Source organism: Nocardia sp. NPDC005745 (genome assembly GCF_040630775.1).
GTDB lineage: Bacteria > Actinomycetota > Actinomycetes > Mycobacteriales > Mycobacteriaceae > Nocardia.
The window spans coordinates 186,937-203,618 of sequence record NZ_JBEXYF010000013.1 but is presented as its reverse complement, the minus strand read 5'-3'; the positions used below and the strand labels follow the sequence as shown (position 1 = coordinate 203,618).

12 protein-coding genes are annotated in these 16,682 nt (G+C 68.0%); 8 read left to right on the top strand and 4 right to left on the bottom strand.

Annotated features, from left to right (window positions below):
* Positions 1 to 198: 198 nt before the first annotated feature.
* Positions 199 to 798, top strand: a complete 600-nt coding sequence (gene dcd / locus ABZ420_RS16420; protein WP_357122875.1) for a dCTP deaminase — start codon at positions 199 to 201, stop codon at positions 796 to 798.
* A 77-nt stretch (positions 799 to 875) separates the two neighbouring features.
* Here the strand turns inward: dcd and ABZ420_RS16415 are convergent, their stop codons facing one another.
* Positions 876 to 1,325, bottom strand: a complete 450-nt coding sequence (locus ABZ420_RS16415) for a hypothetical protein (RefSeq protein ID WP_357035020.1) — start codon at positions 1,323 to 1,325, stop codon at positions 876 to 878.
* Between the two features lie 560 nt (positions 1,326 to 1,885).
* Here ABZ420_RS16415 and ABZ420_RS16410 point away from each other — a divergent pair.
* The 3 genes from ABZ420_RS16410 to ABZ420_RS16400 all read left to right on the top strand — a co-directional run bounded on the left by ABZ420_RS16410 (position 1,886) and on the right by ABZ420_RS16400 (position 5,925).
* Positions 1,886 to 2,896: an XRE family transcriptional regulator gene (locus ABZ420_RS16410; protein ID WP_357122873.1), complete on the top strand. Its 1,011-nt coding sequence runs from the start codon at positions 1,886 to 1,888 to the stop codon at positions 2,894 to 2,896.
* Between the two features lie 100 nt (positions 2,897 to 2,996).
* Positions 2,997 to 4,250 (top strand): pyridoxal phosphate-dependent aminotransferase, encoded by a 1,254-nt coding sequence (locus ABZ420_RS16405; RefSeq protein WP_357035017.1) that lies wholly within the window; start codon positions 2,997 to 2,999, stop codon positions 4,248 to 4,250.
* Positions 4,251 to 4,641: 391 nt separating this feature from the next.
* On the top strand, positions 4,642 to 5,925 hold the full coding sequence (locus tag ABZ420_RS16400; RefSeq protein WP_357122870.1) for a YibE/F family protein: 1,284 nt from the start codon (positions 4,642 to 4,644) through the stop codon (positions 5,923 to 5,925).
* A gap of 108 nt (positions 5,926 to 6,033) precedes the next feature.
* On the opposite strand, the gene ABZ420_RS16395 is transcribed toward ABZ420_RS16400, so the two are convergent.
* Both ABZ420_RS16395 and ABZ420_RS16390 read right to left on the bottom strand, forming a co-directional pair.
* Positions 6,034 to 7,338 (bottom strand): Hsp70 family protein, encoded by a 1,305-nt coding sequence (locus ABZ420_RS16395; RefSeq protein ID WP_357122867.1) that lies wholly within the window; start codon positions 7,336 to 7,338, stop codon positions 6,034 to 6,036.
* A 150-nt stretch (positions 7,339 to 7,488) separates the two neighbouring features.
* Positions 7,489 to 8,811, bottom strand: coding sequence for a UDP-glucose/GDP-mannose dehydrogenase family protein (locus tag ABZ420_RS16390; protein ID WP_357122864.1), 1,323 nt, complete (start codon positions 8,809 to 8,811; stop codon positions 7,489 to 7,491).
* A 145-nt stretch (positions 8,812 to 8,956) separates the two neighbouring features.
* Between ABZ420_RS16390 and ABZ420_RS16385 the strand changes: the two genes are divergently transcribed.
* The 4 genes from ABZ420_RS16385 (at position 8,957) to ABZ420_RS16370 (ending at position 12,751) form a co-directional block, all read left to right on the top strand.
* Positions 8,957 to 9,493, top strand: a complete 537-nt coding sequence (locus tag ABZ420_RS16385; RefSeq protein ID WP_357122861.1) for a YdcF family protein — start codon at positions 8,957 to 8,959, stop codon at positions 9,491 to 9,493.
* Positions 9,494 to 9,971: 478 nt separating this feature from the next.
* Complete coding sequence (locus tag ABZ420_RS16380; RefSeq protein ID WP_357122857.1) at positions 9,972 to 10,178, top strand: calcium-binding protein; 207 nt, start codon at positions 9,972 to 9,974, stop codon at positions 10,176 to 10,178.
* Between the two features lie 195 nt (positions 10,179 to 10,373).
* Positions 10,374 to 11,603, top strand: a complete 1,230-nt coding sequence (locus ABZ420_RS16375; protein ID WP_357122854.1) for an acyl-CoA dehydrogenase family protein — start codon at positions 10,374 to 10,376, stop codon at positions 11,601 to 11,603.
* Positions 11,603 to 12,751 carry an acyl-CoA dehydrogenase family protein gene (locus tag ABZ420_RS16370; protein ID WP_357122851.1) on the top strand — a complete coding sequence of 383 codons (1,149 nt, stop codon included), beginning with the start codon at positions 11,603 to 11,605 and terminating at the stop codon, positions 12,749 to 12,751. Before ABZ420_RS16375 ends, ABZ420_RS16370 begins: the two co-directional genes overlap by 1 nt.
* A gap of 431 nt (positions 12,752 to 13,182) precedes the next feature.
* Here the strand turns inward: ABZ420_RS16370 and ABZ420_RS16365 are convergent, their stop codons facing one another.
* Positions 13,183 to 16,383, bottom strand: a complete 3,201-nt coding sequence (locus ABZ420_RS16365) for a (Fe-S)-binding protein (RefSeq protein WP_357122912.1) — start codon at positions 16,381 to 16,383, stop codon at positions 13,183 to 13,185.
* Between the last annotated feature and the right edge of the window lie 299 nt (positions 16,384 to 16,682).

Below are 16,682 nucleotides of genomic sequence, written 5' to 3'. Positions count from 1 at the left end.
ACGTCCTGTGGGCACTGCTGCGTGACGGTCGGGAATTCACCAACGCCACGCCGTCCCCCGCAGGGCTGGTGGCTTGACACGGTCATTGAGAGTCCCTTCGATCGCGGGCGGCGCCGCCCGAATGAATGCGAGGATATCGCTCTCTTCCTATCACTGTGCGGCTGAGGAGCCCCGGCGAGCAGGCGCTACGCTCGTCGCGTGCTGCTTTCCGATCGTGACATCCGTGCGGAGATCGCCGCTGGGCGTCTCGGGGTCGAGCCGCTGCTGGAGAACCTGATCCAGCCGTCGAGCATCGACGTGCGCCTGGACCGGATGTTCCGGGTGTTCAACAACACCCGCTATACCCACATCGATCCCGCGAAGCAGCAGGACGAACTCACCAGTCTGGTCGAGCCGGCCGACGGTGAACCGTTCGTGTTGCACCCCGGCGAGTTCGTGCTCGGCTCCACCCTCGAGGTGTGCACGCTGCCGGACGATCTGGCCGGACGGTTGGAGGGCAAGTCCAGCCTGGGCCGATTGGGCCTGCTGACCCACTCGACCGCGGGCTTCATCGATCCCGGGTTCAGCGGGCACATCACGCTGGAGCTGTCCAACGTGGCCAATCTGCCGATCACGCTGTGGCCCGGTATGAAGATCGGCCAGTTGTGCCTGCTCAGGCTGACCAGCCCGGCGGAGCATCCGTACGGCAGCACCGTGGCGGGTTCGAAGTATCAGGGCCAGCGCGGGCCGACTCCGTCGCGGTCCTATCTCAACTTCCCGATTCCGGCCGACGCGGTCGACGCCGCCGAAACACGCTGACCGCCGGGTCCGCTTCGTCGACTGTGGGGGAGAAGCGGACCCGGCGGACGGCGGCGGGGATCTGATCGCGGAGGTGATCAGTCCCCGCCGCCCGCTCCCACCGCGAGCGCCGTAGTGAGGATGACGGACAGCGGTGGAAGCGCGTCACCGCGGCTCGGCGGGCTGACCCAGAAGCACCCTTCCCGGGTCCAGCGACCGAGACCGGTCGGCAACATCACGGCGCTGCCCACGGCGGGCAGGCCGATATCCAGCCGATTGAGCACCTCGAGCACCTGCGGTCCCGGTCGACTGTCGGGCTCGGCGAGGAAGCTCCATCGGATCTGCCTGGCCAACATGGGACCCCTCGTTCCCTGCTGTTCCAGTGCGACGCGGACCTTTTCGGCACGCGCGGTCGGCAGGTGGACTACGCAGACGCGACCGGTGACCGGCAGCATGGCGAAACCGCCACGCTCGGTGACCGGCAACCCGAACTCGTGCCGATAGAACGCCACCCAATCGTCGACGGTCCTGAGTTTCTCGACATTCACGGCGAACTCCTTGCCTTCCGACTCAATGTTCGCGGCCCGCAGCGTGATTGGGTATCGCCCGTCAGCCCCCTTACCGCTGCCCTTCGGCTGCCTTTGATACCGATCGCAATTCAGCTGTGGCCGCGCTCACAAAGCGCTCGTACTCTGGAAGGGGTTCGTTCGGAAGGGATGGCACCGTGGTCAGGCATTGGTCAGGCAAAGAGGCCCGCGCCCTTCGCGATGCCAAGCGGATGAGCATCAGGGAATTCGCCGCCCATCTGGGTGTGCACGAACGCTTGGTGTCGAAGTGGGAAGCCGGGGGCGTCCGGGTTCATCCACGACCGATCAACCAAGCCGCTCTGGATACCTCACTGGCCAGGTCCGACGATGTGGTGCGAGCCCGGTTCGCGGCTTTGATCGATCAGCCCTCGAGCGATCGAGCCGTCCCGCCGGGATTCGATGCGCGCGCCGACGCCTCGGCGCGCGTTGATTATTCGAGTGACGCGGACCTTTTGGCTCTCATAGACGCCGGTGCGATGAGAGGTGTTGCGTTAGCAGCGATTTCGGAGAGGGATCTGATCATGGCGGCTGCCCACGAGGCCAGCGAGCACGCCGGCAAGGCCGAGAGCACCAATGTCGGTGCGAGCACATTGGAACAGCTCGACGCGGATGTGGTGCGCATCGCGAACGACTACGTTCGTATTCCGCCGGTGCCGATGATGGTGGACATGGTGCGGGTGCGCCGCCGGGTGTACCGATTGCTGGAAGGCCATCAGCGGCCCTCCGATACCGGTCATCTGTATCTCTTGGCGGGCACGCTCTCGGGTCTGCTCGCCAACGCGAGCACCGACCTGGGCTACTACGACGCGGCCGGGGAGCAGATCCGTGCCGCCTGGGCCTACGCGGAGCTGTGCGGGCACAACGGGCTTCGCGCCTGGACCCGCGGCATGCACGCGCTGATCGAGTATTGGTCGCAGCGCCCCCGCCGGGCGGTTCAGCTCGCCCAGAGCGGGCAGGAGTTCGCCGAGTCGGCGACCGCGCAGGTGCGCCTGCTCAACATCGAGGCGCGCATCTGGTCGGCGCTGGGCAGCGCCGCGGACACCGATCGCTGCGTCCGGGCGGCCGACGACGCCCGCGAGATCGCCGCGACCGACACCTTGCACGACGAAGTCGGCGGGGTCTTCGGCTTCAACGACGCCAAGGCCAATTACTACGCAGGCGCCACCTATATCCACCTCGGTCAGGCGGAACGCGCGCTCGGCGCCACGCAGCGGGCCATCGAGCTGTACTCGAACGGGCCGTCCGAACAGCGCTCCTACGGCGCGGAAGCCTTGGCCAGGGTCGACTGCGCGGCCGCTCACCTGATCAACGGCAGCCTGGACGGTGCGGCCGAGGCGCTGCAACCGGTGCTGGGGCTCGAGGAGGACAAACGCATCGCGCAGCTCGAGGAGCGGCTGACCGATATGCGCAGGGGGATCGCGGCCCCTGCCTTCCGCGACTCGGTCGAGGCGCGCCGGTTGGACGAGCGGATCGAGGAATTCTGCGGCTCCACCGCGGCGAAGGGCATCCCGCCGGGCGGCCCGGCCCAGTGAGTGACGTGTCACACTTCGCTGTGCCCGGGACGCCGTCGCGGGCGCGGAGCCCGGGGACCAGCTCGGAGTGACGGTTTATCCGGTTGCGACGGATGGCACCATGGGACGGGTGAGTCCTCATCATCCGCACCGCCCCCCGCGTGTTCTGGAGCAGTCCACGAAGCTCCAGAACGTCGTCTACGAGATCCGTGGACCGGTACACGCGCACGCGGCACGGCTGGAGGCCGAGGGCCACCGCATCCTCAAGCTCAATATCGGCAACCCCGCCCCGTTCGGGTTCGAGGCGCCGGATGTGATCATGCGCGACATCATCGCGGCGCTCCCGTACGCCCAGGGTTACTCCGAGTCCAAGGGCATCCTGTCGGCGCGGCGCGCGATCGTGACCCGCTACGAACTCGTGCCCGGCTTCCCCGAACTCGACGTGGACGGCGTCTACCTCGGCAACGGCGTCTCCGAGCTGATCACGATCACCATGCAGGCTCTGCTGGACAACGGCGACGAGGTGCTGATCCCGGCCCCGGACTACCCGCTGTGGACCGCCATGACCAGCCTGGCGGGCGGCACTCCCGTGCATTACCTGTGTGACGAGGCCAACGGCTGGCAGCCCGATATCGCGGACATCGAATCGAAGATCACCGACCGCACCAAGGCGCTGCTGGTGATCAACCCGAACAATCCCACCGGCGCGGTGTACTCCGCCGAAGTGCTCCAGCAGCTCGCCGACCTCGCGCGCAAGCATCAGCTGTTGCTGCTCGCCGACGAGATCTACGACAAGATCCTCTACGACGACGCCAAGCACATCTCGCTGGCCACCATGGCGCCCGACCTGCTGTGCCTGACCTTCAACGGGCTGTCCAAGGCCTATCGGGTCGCGGGCTACCGCTCGGGCTGGCTGGCGATCACCGGCCCGAAGGAGCACGCGGCCGGTTTCCTGGAGGGCATCGACCTGCTCGCCTCTTCGCGGTTGTGCCCGAACGTGCCCGCGCAGCACGCGATTCAAGTCGCGCTCGGCGGTCATCAGAGCATCGAGGATCTGATCCTGCCCGGCGGCAGGCTGCTCGAACAGCGCGACGTCGCCTGGGAGCGGTTGAACATGATCCCCGGCGTGTCGTGTGTGAAGCCGAAGGGCGCGCTCTACGCGTTCCCGAGGCTGGATCCGAACGTCTACGAGATCTACGACGACTCCAAGTTGATCCTGGATCTGCTACTGCAGGAGAAGATCCTGATGGTGCAGGGCACCGGCTTCAACTGGCCCGATCACGACCATCTGCGGATCGTCACGCTGCCATGGGCCCGGGATCTGGCGGTCGCGATCGAACGCTTCGGCAACTTCCTCGCCAGCTATCGCCAGTAGTGAGAAGTTGGCGGCGAACCATATAATCGCCCGGCTTCTGGCCGGTAAACAAACTCGATGTACGGATACATGTCGGGTTTGGCGACTAACTAGCGCATAAGAAGTACTTTTGTGTACAGTGGTTCTCGGCACTCTCGAGTGCCTGGTCGGATTGCCTACCCCCCTGGGCACATCCGGCCTCGGGTTAGGCCGCCTACCCCCCTGGGCCGCCTGCCCTGCGGGCGGCGGAGACATCCCCCTGCTCTCCGCCGCCCCCTCTAAACCCCCTTTCTTTTTCGATCGGATCGCTCTGGCCGTGTATCCACTGTGTTCGGCGACGCCGCGACGGTCTTGAAAATGAAATCCTTTAGGCTCGCTCCGGGCAGAACCACATCTGACAGGTAGGAGCGCGGTGAGCGACCACCACCATCACCACGATCATTCGGGGCCGATCGCGATCGGCGCGACCGCGGCGCGAGTGGTCGTCGGGCTACTCACCGTGATCGGGGTCGCCGTCGTCATCGCCGCGATCGTGCTGTGGCCGAGCAAGCAGCACATCGACATCCCGCTGCCGATGCAGAACGCGGGCGGCGGCGCGGTGCAGACCGAGGCGGGCACCGTGGTGCTGCAAGATGTCGGTCCGTGCGGCAGCCCGTCGCTGGGCAAGGTGTTCGTCGAGAAGCCCGAACCACCGCGCAGCACCGCCTACACCTGTCAGCGCAGCCTGATCTCGATCGAGTCCGGGCCGCACAAGGGCAACCGCACGTTGCTCGAGATCGCCCCTGGCCCAGGGCAACCCGACCTGCACGCGGGCGACGAACTGCGATTGGTCCGCCAGACCGATCCGAGCGGCACGCCGCTGTACTCGTTCGAGGACTACTCACGCGGGATGCCGCTCACGCTGATCGTCGTGGTTTTCGTGGTGGTGATCATCGCGGTGGCGCGCTGGCGCGGCGTCCGCGCGCTCTTGGGCTTGGTGTTCGCCTTCGCGGTGCTGGTGCTGTTCCTGCTGCCCGCCTTGCTGGACGGCAAACCCGCGATCCCGGTCGCGTTGGTCGCGGGCTCCCTGATCCTCTACGCGGTGCTGTATCTCGCCCACGGGGTGAACCTGCGCACCAGTTCGGCGCTGCTCGGCACGCTGACCTCGATGCTGCTCGCCGCCGCGCTGTCCTGGCTCACCATCGAGATCACCCATCTGACCGGGCTTTCCGAGGAACAGAACACGAACGTCGCGACCTACATCGAGCACGTCAGCATCACCGGCCTGCTGCTGGCCGGGTTCATCATCGGTTCGCTCGGTGTGCTCAACGACGTCACGATCACCCAGGCGTCGGCCGCGTTCGAGCTGGCCGCCCTCGACGAATCAGCCTCCCGGCGCGAGGTTTTCGCCGCCGCCATGCGCGTGGGGCGCGACCACATCGCCAGCACCGTCTACACGCTGGTGCTGGCCTACGCCGGTGGGGCGCTGCCGTTGCTGCTGCTGTTCAGCGTGGCGGGACGGTCGATCCGCGACGTGCTGACCGGTGACGCGGTGGCCATCGAGATCGCGCGCTCGGCGGTCGGCGGTATCGCACTGGCGCTGTCGGTGCCGTTGACCACGGGCATCGCGGTGCTGCTGGCCCGGCCCTTCAAGGCCAAAGAGCCTGCACCGCCCCCGCCCCCGCGTCCGCGCCGAGCCCGGCACGCCAGGGCCTGAACTTCACCGCCCCCGCGTCCTCATGGAGTCCGGCACGTCGGCGCCTGAGCTCGCCCACGGCACGTCAGGGTCTGATTTCACCGCGCCCCGAGACGCGCGATCGCTCGCTCAGCGTGGCGGTGGTGGAGGGAAGGGGAAGACCTCCGGCGGGATCGTGGGGACCACGATCGGCGGAAGGCCGGGCACCACGATGGTGTTCGGGCCGGGCGTCGGCGGCGCCTCGCTGGTGGTCTGCCGCCGGTTCGGCGGCGGCGCGGCGACCGACTCGTGGGCGGGCGACTCCGTGGTACCGGGCGCGACGGCGATCTGCGGATCCAAGCTGGTCGTGCGCGGTGTGGTGGTCGGCGACAACGACGGCGAGCCCTCGCTGGTGTGCGAATCCCGTTCCAGCACCTGCGGTCCGTACCCGAGGCCGAGCCCGATCGCGGCGACCACGGCCAGCGCGCTGACCGTCAGCACGGCCCCGCTGATCTCGCGTCTGCCACGCTGGGCGGGGGCGGCCAACCAGGCGGGCGACAGCTCGTCGTCCAAGGCGGCCGCGGCGGGAGTCTCCTTGCCCACCGGCCTGGCCAGCAGCGCGGCGCCACGGGCCATCACGGTCTCCGGGCTGTCCGGCACGATCACGGGCACGCCCATCCAGCGTTCGAGCACCTTGGCCACCAACGGGATCCGGGCGCAACCGCCGATGGCCAGCACACCGTGCACGGGGCGGTCCGAGCGCACGATCACGTCGCGTGCCATCCGCGCCGAGGACTCGATCGCCAGCATGATCAACGATTCGAAGTTCTCCTGCGCGAGCAGGACCAGCCCTTGCTCGCTCGGCAGCGCCACCGCGGTGTTGGTGGTCAGCTGCTCCTTCGCCTCCCGGCACAGCGCGTCCAGGGCGGCCAGGCCCGCGGCGTTCGGCGGATGCGCGATCCGCCCGGAGGCGATCTGCTGCTCACGAATCAACGAGTCGAGATAGTCACCGCTGATGTCGCTGGTGCGCTCGCTGTGGCGCACCTCGCGGGAGTGGGTGTCGATTACGCTCACCGTCAGGCCCGAGCTGCCCAGGTCGTAAACGACCAGCGAGGAGATGCCCCGGATATCGCCGGTGGCCTGCGCGAACTCGAGTGCCGCCGCGATCTCCGGCACGAGTTCGTAATTGGTCAGCTGCTGACGCGCCATGGCCGCGCGAATGGCGCGGGCGTGCTGCTCGCTGCGGTAGGCGATCGCGGTGGCGCCGATCCCCGGCGTGGCTTCCAGGGTGACGCCGATGGCTTCGGCAGCCAGCTCTTCCACGCTCTGGTCGACAACCGGAATGGTCTGCAGATCGAAGGAATGCGGGGAGACATGTCCGTGGGGGTTGTCGGCGTGTGGTCGCGCCATACGGACAGCGCCGGCCCCCACCGAAACTCCCAGTACCGAACTCATCAGCTGCCCATCTCGTTTCACACTGCACGACATGCGAGCCTGCGCCGTCCGTCGGCGGAGGCCCGCTGGACGGACCCTACCGCCGGCGATCAGCTGTGCTTAGGGCGGACTGGTCGTCTGTCTGGCAGTAGCCCGCCTCGCCCCGCAACTCTACGGTGTACCGAGTCCCGCGTACACCCATCCCGCTGCTCTCCACGTGGCACGATTGAGACAGTTCCGGCCGTCGATGATCGAGCGGGCACGCACCACGCCCTCCAGATCGCGCGGGCGCAGGGCGGTGAATTCGTCCCACTCGGTGAGCACGAGCACCACGTCGGCGCGTTCGCACGCCTCCGCGACCGAGGTCGCGTAGTTCAGGGTGGGGAAGACGCGCCGCGAATTCTCCAGCGCCTTGGGGTCGTAGACGGTCACCACCGCCCCGTGCAGCTGGATCATGCCGGCCACATTCAGCGCGGGGGAGTCGCGGACGTCGTCGGATTCCGGTTTGAACGCCGCGCCGAGCACCGCGACGTTGGCCCCGAGCAGCGAGCCGCCGCAGGCGCGGGCCGCCATGTCGACCACCTTGGTGCGGCGGCGCATATTGATGTTGTCCACCTCGCGCAGGAAGGCGACGGCGTGATCGGCGCCGAGTTCACCGGAGCGGGCCATGAACGCGCGGATGTCCTTCGGCAGACACCCGCCGCCGAAGCCGAGGCCCGCGTTGAGGAATCGGCGGCCGATGCGCGCGTCGTAGCCGAGCGCGTCGGCCAGCATCGTCACGTCGGCGCCGGTCGCCTCGCACACCTCCGACACCGCGTTGATGAACGAAATCTTCGTCGCCAGGAAGGCGTTCGCGGAGACCTTCACCAATTCCGCTGTGGCCAGGTCGGTCAGCAAGAACGGCACCTCGGCGGTGATCAGGTCGGCGTATATCTCGCGTACGAGGTCCTCCACCCATCCGGCGGCGGCGCGGTCCCGGTCGACGCCGAGAACCAGCCGGTCCGGCCGCAAGGTGTCCTTGACCGCGAAGCCTTCCCGGAGGAACTCCGGATTCCACGCCACCTCGACGTCGGCGGAACTCAATGCGCGGGCACGTGATCCGAGCGCGGCCGCCGTGCCGACCGGGACCGTGGACTTGCCGATGATCACCGAGGGGCGTTCCAGCAGCGGGGCGAGCGTATCCACCACCGCGTGCACGTACTTCAGATCGGCGGCGTACTCACCCTTCTTCTGCGGGGTGCCCACGCCGAGGAAGTGCACCTCCGCGTGCGCCGCCGCTTCGGCGTAGGAGGTGGTGAACCGCAGGCGGCCCGCATCGAGGTTGCGGCGCAGCACACCCTCCAGGCCCGGTTCGTAGAACGGCACCACTCCGTCGGACAGCTTCGCGACCTTGCCCGGGTCCACGTCCACTCCGATGACGTGGTGCCCGAGTTCGGCCATGCACGCCGCGTGCGTGGCCCCGAGATACCCGGTTCCGAAGACTGTGCATCGCATGATCGATTGGTAAGCCCCGCCGGTGGCCACGCCACGTCAGCGAGGCAAGGGTCGGGGCAACAGCAGGTGTACATGCGGCGACGGCGCCGGGCCGGGTGCCCTGACCTGGCGCAACGGTAGTCGTGGCCCCGCTAGCATCGGCGTGGTGCGACGTCATCGATGGGCCTGGACCGTGCTCGGCGCGGGTCTGGCGGTGGTCGTCGCGACGGTCGCGCTGTGGCCGGTGTACGTGCGTCCGCGCACCGACCCGCCCGCTCCGGCGGATGCCGTTCTCGTCTTGGGCGGGGCGCACGACGGCCGTGAACAGTTGGCCCTGCGCTTGGCGCGCGAGGGGTACGCGCCGCGCGTGGTGTTCTCCGATCCCTACGAGAACAGCGCCGTGCTGAACCGGATCTGCCACGGCGGCTACAGCTTCGAGGTCCTGTGCTTCGACCCGTCGCCGCGCACCACTCGCGGCGAGGGCCGGGAACTGGCCCGCCTCGCCCGCGCCAACAACTGGCGCCGAGTCATCGTCGTCACCTTCACTCCCCACATCTCCCGCGCCCGCTACATCCTGCGGAGGTGCTGGGACGGAGAACTCCTCTTCACCGACCCCGAACCCGACCTCTCCCTCCCACGCTGGGCTTACGACTACGCCTACCAATCCGTGGGCTTCGCGAAGGCCTTCTTCGAGGACTGCTGACCGCGTTTCCTGCTCGCCACCTGGATTGATAGCAAAGTGGTAACAAATGTGATCCGAGTCTCGATGTGATGCCCGTGCGTATCGAACCCGGTGCGTGAACACGGATGAGAGTAAGGAACTGCCGATGACATATCCGCCCCCGCCGAACGCGTACGGTCCGCTTACCGGGCAGCAGCCACAGAAGAAGCGGACGCCGCTGTGGGTATGGGTGGCGGCCGTCCTAGGCGGGCTGCTGGCACTGGGCGCGATCGGCAGTGCTGTCGGAGATAACGGCAAGGACCACTCGACGTCGCAACGAACCTCCGCGACTCCGGCCGGTCGAAGTGCTGTGGTCGCCTCGGTGACATCCGCTGCGGCGGTGCCTGCCCCGGCGGTGCCTGCCCCGGCGGTGCCTGCCGCTCCCGCGGCATCGATGCCTCCTCCTGCGCAGGCCTCGCCACCGGCAGCTTCCCGCGCCCCTATGCCGAACGTCGTGTGCATGAACTTGCAGGATGCGCAGGACGCGATCCAGGCGGCCGGTGTCTTCTTCTCCCGATCCAAGGACGCGACCGGGAAGGGGCGCATGCAGGTGCTGGACCGGAATTGGATCGTGGTGGCGCAGGCACCCGCGCCGGGATCGTTGATCGGCGAAGGCGAGGCGGTGCTGTCGGTGGTCAAGATCGGTGAACCGAGTTCCTGCGGCTGACGCTCCAGGTGTGCCCATGGGTAGCCGGGTCCGTGATGCGGGCCCGGCTGGCGGCGGCGCTCGCCGGGCCTCCGCCGGGAATCTGCGGGCGTGTGACGTCAGTTTGACTCGCTGAGAGAAGCGGCCGTACATTCTGTCTCGTGGTGGCGGGATATTCGCCACGGAAGCAACGGTGCACACCCTCTGGGAGGGCAGATGGATTACGACTGGTCAGCGGGGGATCTGGCGTTTCGGGACGAGGTGCGGGAATTCCTCGCCGCGAAGCTGACGCCGGAATTGCGGCGGGCCGGGCGCTTGGCGACGAGCGTGTATCCCGACCACGAGGCGAGCATGGAATGGCAGCACATCCTCCATGAGCGCGGCTGGGCGGCGCCCGCCTGGCCGGTGGAACACGGCGGATGCGACTGGAGCCTGACCCAGCACTACATCTTCCAGCGGGAATCGGCGCTGGCCGGCGCGCCAGCGCTGTCGCCGATGGGCATCAGGATGGTGGCGCCCGCGATCATCGCGTTCGGCACCGAGGAGCAGAAGGCGTTCTATCTGCCGCGCATCCTCACCGGCGAGGTCTTCTTCTGCCAGGGTTACTCCGAACCCGAGGCCGGGTCCGATCTGGCCGCGCTGTCCATGGCCGCCGTCGACGACGGCGAGGATTTCGTGTGCACCGGCAGCAAGATCTGGACCACCCACGCCACCGAGGCGAATTGGATCTTCTGCCTGGTGCGCACCTCGCGCACGGGTAAGAAGCAGCAGGGCATCACGTTCCTGCTGATCGACATGACCGCGCCGGGCATCGAGATCCGGCCGTTGGTGATGACCTCGGGTGAGCAGGTGCAGAACCAGGTCTTCTTCGACAACGTGCGGGTGCCCAAAACCAATGTGCTCGGCCGGATCGATGACGGGTGGACCGTCGCGAAGTATCTGCTGGTGCACGAGCGCGGCGGAGCGGCGGCGCCCTGGCTCCAGGTCATGGCCCAGGACATCGCCGTCAACGCCGCCCAGCGGCCCGGCCCGGACGGCAACCCGCTGATCGACGACCGCGCGTTCGCGGCGAAGCTGGCGGACCTGCGAATCCGCACCGAGGTGCTCGAAGTCCTGGAGTACCGCACCCTCTCCGCGATGGCGCAGGGCAAGAATCCGGGGCCGGCGTCCTCCATACTCAAGATCCTCGGCACCGAACTCAGCCAGAAGCTCACCGAGCTGGCGCTGGAAGCCGCAGGGCCGCGCGGTCGCGTCTACCAGCCGCACGCCACCGAGCCGGGCGGGCCGATCGCCCAGTTCACGCCGCCTGCCGACGGTTACCGCAGCGGCGCGGACTGGCAGGCCGTCGCGCCGCTGAAGTACTTCAACGACCGAGCGGGCTCGATCTACGCGGGCAGCAACGAGATTCAGCGAAACATCCTCGCCAAAGCAGCATTGGGGCTCTGATGGACTTCACGCTTACCGACGAGCAGGAAATGCTCCGCTCCGCGATCGCCGGATACCTCGGCGCCCGCTACGACTTGGAGAAGAGCCGCGCCGCGGCGAAATCGGAGTCGGGCTGGCAGCCCGCCGTCTGGCGCGGATTCGCCGATGAACTGGGCATTCTCGGCGCGACGCTGCCCGAGCGGGTGGACGGCACCGGTGGCGGCCCCGTCGAACTCATGGTGATCGCCGAGGAACTCGGGCGGGCACTGGTGGTCGAGCCGTTCGTGGACACCGTCGTGATCGGCGCCGGACTGCTCGAGCGGACCGGCGGAGAGCAGGCCGACGCCGTGCTGCGCCGGATCGTGTCCGGTGACGCGCTCATCGCGTTCGCCGCGCTGGAACCGACGTCGGGGCACGCGCTGCACGACGTGTCGACCACCGCCCGCCGCGACGGTGACGCCTGGGTACTCGACGGTGCGAAGACCGTGGTGACCGGCGCCCCGCTGGCCACCGATCTGCTGATCACCGCGCGCACCTCCGGCGAACGGCGCGACAAGGCGGGCATCTCGCTGTTCCGGCTCGAATTCGACGCGTCCGATCCGCCCGCCGGAGTCGAGGTGCATTCCTACCGCACCATCGACGACCGGACCGCGTCCGATCTCGTGTTCACCGGCCTGCGCCTGCCCTCCGAGGCGTTGCTGGGCGCGGAGTCGGACGGTTGGACCGTCATCGAGCCGACCATCGCGGAGGCCACCGCGGCGATCTGCGCCGAGGCGGTCGGCTGCATGCGCAAGGTGCTCGCCGACACCATCGACTACGCCAAACAGCGCGAGCAGTTCGGTCAGCCGATCGGCAGTTTCCAGGCGTTGCAGCACCGCATGGTCGATATGTACATCGAACTCGAACAAGCCGTCGCGGCAGTACATCTGGCCGTCCACTCGCTGCGGGCACCCGCCGACGACCGCGCACGCACCGTCTCGGCGGCGAAGGTCACCGTCGCCAGGGCGGCGCGTTTCATCGGACAGAACGCGGTGCAACTGCACGGTGCGATGGGCATGACCGAAGAGCTGGCCATCGGCCACTACTTCAAGCGGCTCACCGTGGTGGAGCACGAATTCGGCTCCACCGATGAACATCTCGCCCGGTACGCCGCACTGACCCGCCCGTAGTCCGGTGCAGGGCCGGGGCTGCCATCCCGGCCCGGCACCGACTTCCGTACTGTGCCCGCTGCCCGCTGTACCGGCCGGTCACCGCGTCAGCTCGTCCCGAGCCACCGATGTGGCCGACCGGTCATGTCGGTGATCGTCTGATACCGGCTGCCAACGGGCAGGACGGTCGCCCCGTACGCCTCGGCCGTCGCCGAGGTCTCAGTGCCATGCGCCTTTCATCGTCTCGGCCGACAGATCCGTCTGGCTGTGCGCAGCTGCTGGAGCACCTTCGAGAACGCACGTCGGTTCGCCACCTCCCGCAGCGGGGCGGTGAGCGAGAGAGCATCGTCGTCGATGCCGGTCAGTGTGCGCGACGTCGTGTACCCCCTGATATGACTCGGCCGGGTCCATTTCTGGACCCGGCCGATGTCGGTGTGGAGTTGGCTGCAGGCTCAGTTCTTCCGGCCCGGCGCCTTCGCACCGGCCTTGAAACCGAGACCACCGGGCTTGGCGGCGGGCGGCGCGGCTTCGGATGCGCCGTTGCCGCTCACGCCGTTGGATTGCTCCGGCTCGGCAGCCGGTTCGGCCTGCGCCGCAGGAGTCTCCGCGGCGGGAGCTTTCTCCGTCGAAGCCGGTTCGGCGGGAGCCGCGTCCGCCGGGGCCGACGCCGCGGGAGCCGCGGCAGGCTTACCGGGGGCCTTGGCGCCGGGCCGCTTGAAGCCGGACTTCATGGCCAGACCCTTGGCGGGCACCGTGGGCTTGGTCTCGGTCGGCCCGGCTTCGGTCGCCTTGGTTTTGGTCGGCTCGGCTTCAGCCGGTTCGGCGGTCGTTGCGGGCGCTGCCTCGGCCGCCGGGGCAGCCGACGCCGGAGCCTTCGCGCCGGGCGCCTTGGCCGCACCCTTCATTCCGAGACCGCCACCGGGCGCCTTGGCGCCACCCTTCAAACCGAGCCCCTTGACCGGCTTGGCCGCGGGAGCCGCTGTCTCGGCTGCCTCGGCCGCGGGCGCGGATTCGGCGGCGGGGGCCGCGGCAGCCTTGGCGCCGGGCGCCTTGGCTCCGCCCTTCATCCCGAGACCACCGGGCGCTTTCGCCGGACCCTTCATGGCGAGACCCTTGGCCGGAGCGGCGGGCGCCGAGGTGGCCTCGGTCTCCGCAGGTTCCGCGGCCGGAGCCTTCGCGCCGGGCGCCTTCGCCGCGCCCTTCATTCCGAGGCCGCCGCCGGGGGCCTTGGCCGGGCCCTTCATGGCCAGACCACCGCCGCCGGGTGCTTTCGCGGGGCCCTTCATCGCCAGACCGCCGCCGGCGGGCGCGGCCTCGGCCGGTGCGGGCGCTTCGGCGGCCGGGGCGGGTTCGGGCTCCGGCTCGGGTTCCGCTTCGGGCGCCTTGGGTTCCTGGATGACGGTCAGGTTCTCGGTCAGCACGGCGGGCTCGACGCGCTCGATGGCGTCCAGCATCAGCTGCGCGACGTCCACCACCTCGACGCCTTCGCCCTCGCCCTTCTCCTGGCGCGCGGTGACGCCGTCGGTGAGCATCACGCGGCAGAACGGGCAGCCGGTCGCGATCTTCCCAGGAGCGGAGCCCGCGGAGCGACCAGAAGGCGCGGCGAGGGTGCTCAATCCCTCCTCCACCCGGTCGATGTTTACGCGCTTGCCCAGTTGCTCTTCCATCCACATCCGCGCGCCACCGGCGCCACAGCACATGGACCGCTCGCCGTGGCGGGGCATCTCGACCAGGTTCGAACCGGCCGCGGCCATCAGCTCACGTGGCGCGTTGTAGATCTTGTTGTGCCTGCCGAGGTAGCAGGGGTCGTGGTAGGTGACGTTCTGCGACACCGACGCCACCGGGATCAGCTGCTTCTGCCGCACCAGGCGGTTGAGCAGCTGGGTGTGGTGCACGACCTCGTAGCTGCCGCCGACCTGCGGGTACTCGTTGTTCAGCGCGTTGAAGCAGTGCGCACAGGTGACGACGATCTTCTTCTTGCGATCCTCGACCCCCTCGAACACCGAGTTCAGCAGCTCGATGTTCTGCTGGGCCAGCTGCTGGAACAGGAACTCGTTGCCCGCGCGGCGAGCGGAGTCACCGGTGCAGGTCTCCTCCGCGCCGAGCACCATGAACTTCACGCCCGCGGTGGCCAGCAACTCGGCGACCGCCTTGGTGGTCTTCTTGGCGCGGTCCTCGTAGGCGCCCGCGCAGCCGACCCAGAACAGGTAGTCGTAGCCGTCGAAGCTGTCGGCATCCTGTCCGAAGACCGGGATCTGGAAATCGAGTTCGTTGATCCAGTTGAGCCGGTCCTTGGCGTTCTGGCCCCAGGGGTTGCCCTTGTTCTCCAGGTTCTTGAACAGGCCGGCGAGCTCGGACGGGAACTCCGACTCGATCAGCACCTGGTAGCGGCGCATGTCGATGATGTGGTCGACGTGCTCGATGTCCACCGGGCACTGCTCGACGCACGCGCCGCAGGTGGTGCAGCTCCACAGCACCTCGGGATCGATGATGCCGTTCACGTCCGCGCCGCCGACCAGCGGCCGCTCGGCCTCGGCCTTGGCGGCCTCGGAGATCTTGGCCAGCTTTGCCTCGTCCGGGTTGCCCTCGGCGTCGACCAGGCCGACCTCGTCGCCGCCAATGTCCTTGCGGCCGCCGGCCAGCAGATAGGGGGCCTTCGCGTAACCGTGGTCGCGCAGCGACATGATCAGCAGCTTCGGCGACAGCGGCTTGCCGGTGTTCCACGCGGGGCACTGTGACTGGCAGCGACCGCACTCGGTGCAGGTGGTGAAGTCCAGCCAGCCCTTCCAGGAGAAGTCCTCGATCCGGCCCGCCCCGAAGGTGTCGGTATCCGGGTCCGCGGTCTCCATGTCGACCGGCTTGCCCTTCGACATCATCGGCTTGGCCGGGCCCAGGGCGACGCCGCCGTCCTCTTCCCGCTTGAAGTAGATGTTCGGGAAGGCCGAGAAGCGGTGCCAGGCCACGCCCCAGGTGACGTTGCGGCCGACGAAGTACAGGAACGCCATGCCGGACATCAGCTTCACGAAGGCGAACAGCGCCACCATCGTGGTGTTCGCGGGCAGCAGTTTCGCCACCTGCATGGTGAAGAAGTCGGTGGCCGGATCCGAGTGGCCGTAGGCGGCGATCTTGCCCGCCTTCACGAAGATCATGCCGAGGCCCTCGAGCAGCACGATCGCCTCGATGACGTAGGCCGGGGCGAACTTGGATCCGCTGAAGCGGGAAAGCCGCTCGGGCAGCCGGGGATGGTTGAGCTGGCGCAGGGTGATCAGCGTCAGGATGCCGACCACGGTGCCGATGCCGAGGATCTCGTCCCACAGGTGGTAGATCGCCAGATCGCCGATGATCGGCCAGTGGAACGCCGGGTCGAAGGTCTGCCCGTACGCCTCGAACCACAGCATGGCGCCGCCGATGAAGCCGATCATCACCAGCCAGTGCGCCCAGCCGACGGTGCGGAATTTGTTCATGCGCGTGTGCGCGAGGAACTCCACGATCATCTGCTTGAAGCGCGGGAAGAAGGGCCGCCAACGATCCGGAGCGGGCTGCCCGATCATGATGGCGCGCGCGATATTGCGGACGCCGCCGATGAACGACGCCCAACACAGGAGGCTGAGCGCCGCCCCAATCGTGCCCAGCGTCACTGTCAGGGCATTCATGTCGCGACCTTTCTTTAGAGGCACCCCGAGTTGCGGTTGGTTTCCGCTACCGCCTCGGTTCGCTCGTATCCTAACTGGCAGTAAGTTACCCGCCAGTAACAACCATGTCCATCGTACGATCGGCTTTTGGGCTATAGCCCCATATGCTGGGGCTTGACCCATTATTTACCTGTGATCAATGTCACAGTAATTCGCACCGATCCGCCTGCCGACCGGTTGTTCACCACCGTAAACGCCGAACCATCCCGTCCAGTCGGTAAGGATTGGCTTAGTCCCCATGGCTGATAAGGGATCTCGCT

Excerpts from the sequence above, each read along its gene's own strand:
- ABZ420_RS16370 (WP_357122851.1), top strand. The coding sequence starts at position 11,603 with ATGGACTTCACGCTTACCGACGAGCAGGAAATGCTCCGCTCCGCGATC.
- ABZ420_RS16405 (WP_357035017.1), top strand. The coding sequence starts at position 2,997 with ATGGGACGGGTGAGTCCTCATCATCCGCACCGCCCCCCGCGTGTTCTG.
- ABZ420_RS16390 (WP_357122864.1), bottom strand. The coding sequence starts at position 8,811 with ATGCGATGCACAGTCTTCGGAACCGGGTATCTCGGGGCCACGCACGCG.
- ABZ420_RS16365 (WP_357122912.1), bottom strand. The coding sequence starts at position 16,383 with ATGAATGCCCTGACAGTGACGCTGGGCACGATTGGGGCGGCGCTCAGC.
- ABZ420_RS16410 (WP_357122873.1), top strand. The coding sequence starts at position 1,886 with ATGGCGGCTGCCCACGAGGCCAGCGAGCACGCCGGCAAGGCCGAGAGC.
- ABZ420_RS16375 (WP_357122854.1), top strand. The coding sequence starts at position 10,374 with ATGGATTACGACTGGTCAGCGGGGGATCTGGCGTTTCGGGACGAGGTG.
- ABZ420_RS16380 (WP_357122857.1), top strand. The coding sequence starts at position 9,972 with ATGAACTTGCAGGATGCGCAGGACGCGATCCAGGCGGCCGGTGTCTTC.
- ABZ420_RS16395 (WP_357122867.1), bottom strand. The coding sequence starts at position 7,338 with ATGAGTTCGGTACTGGGAGTTTCGGTGGGGGCCGGCGCTGTCCGTATG.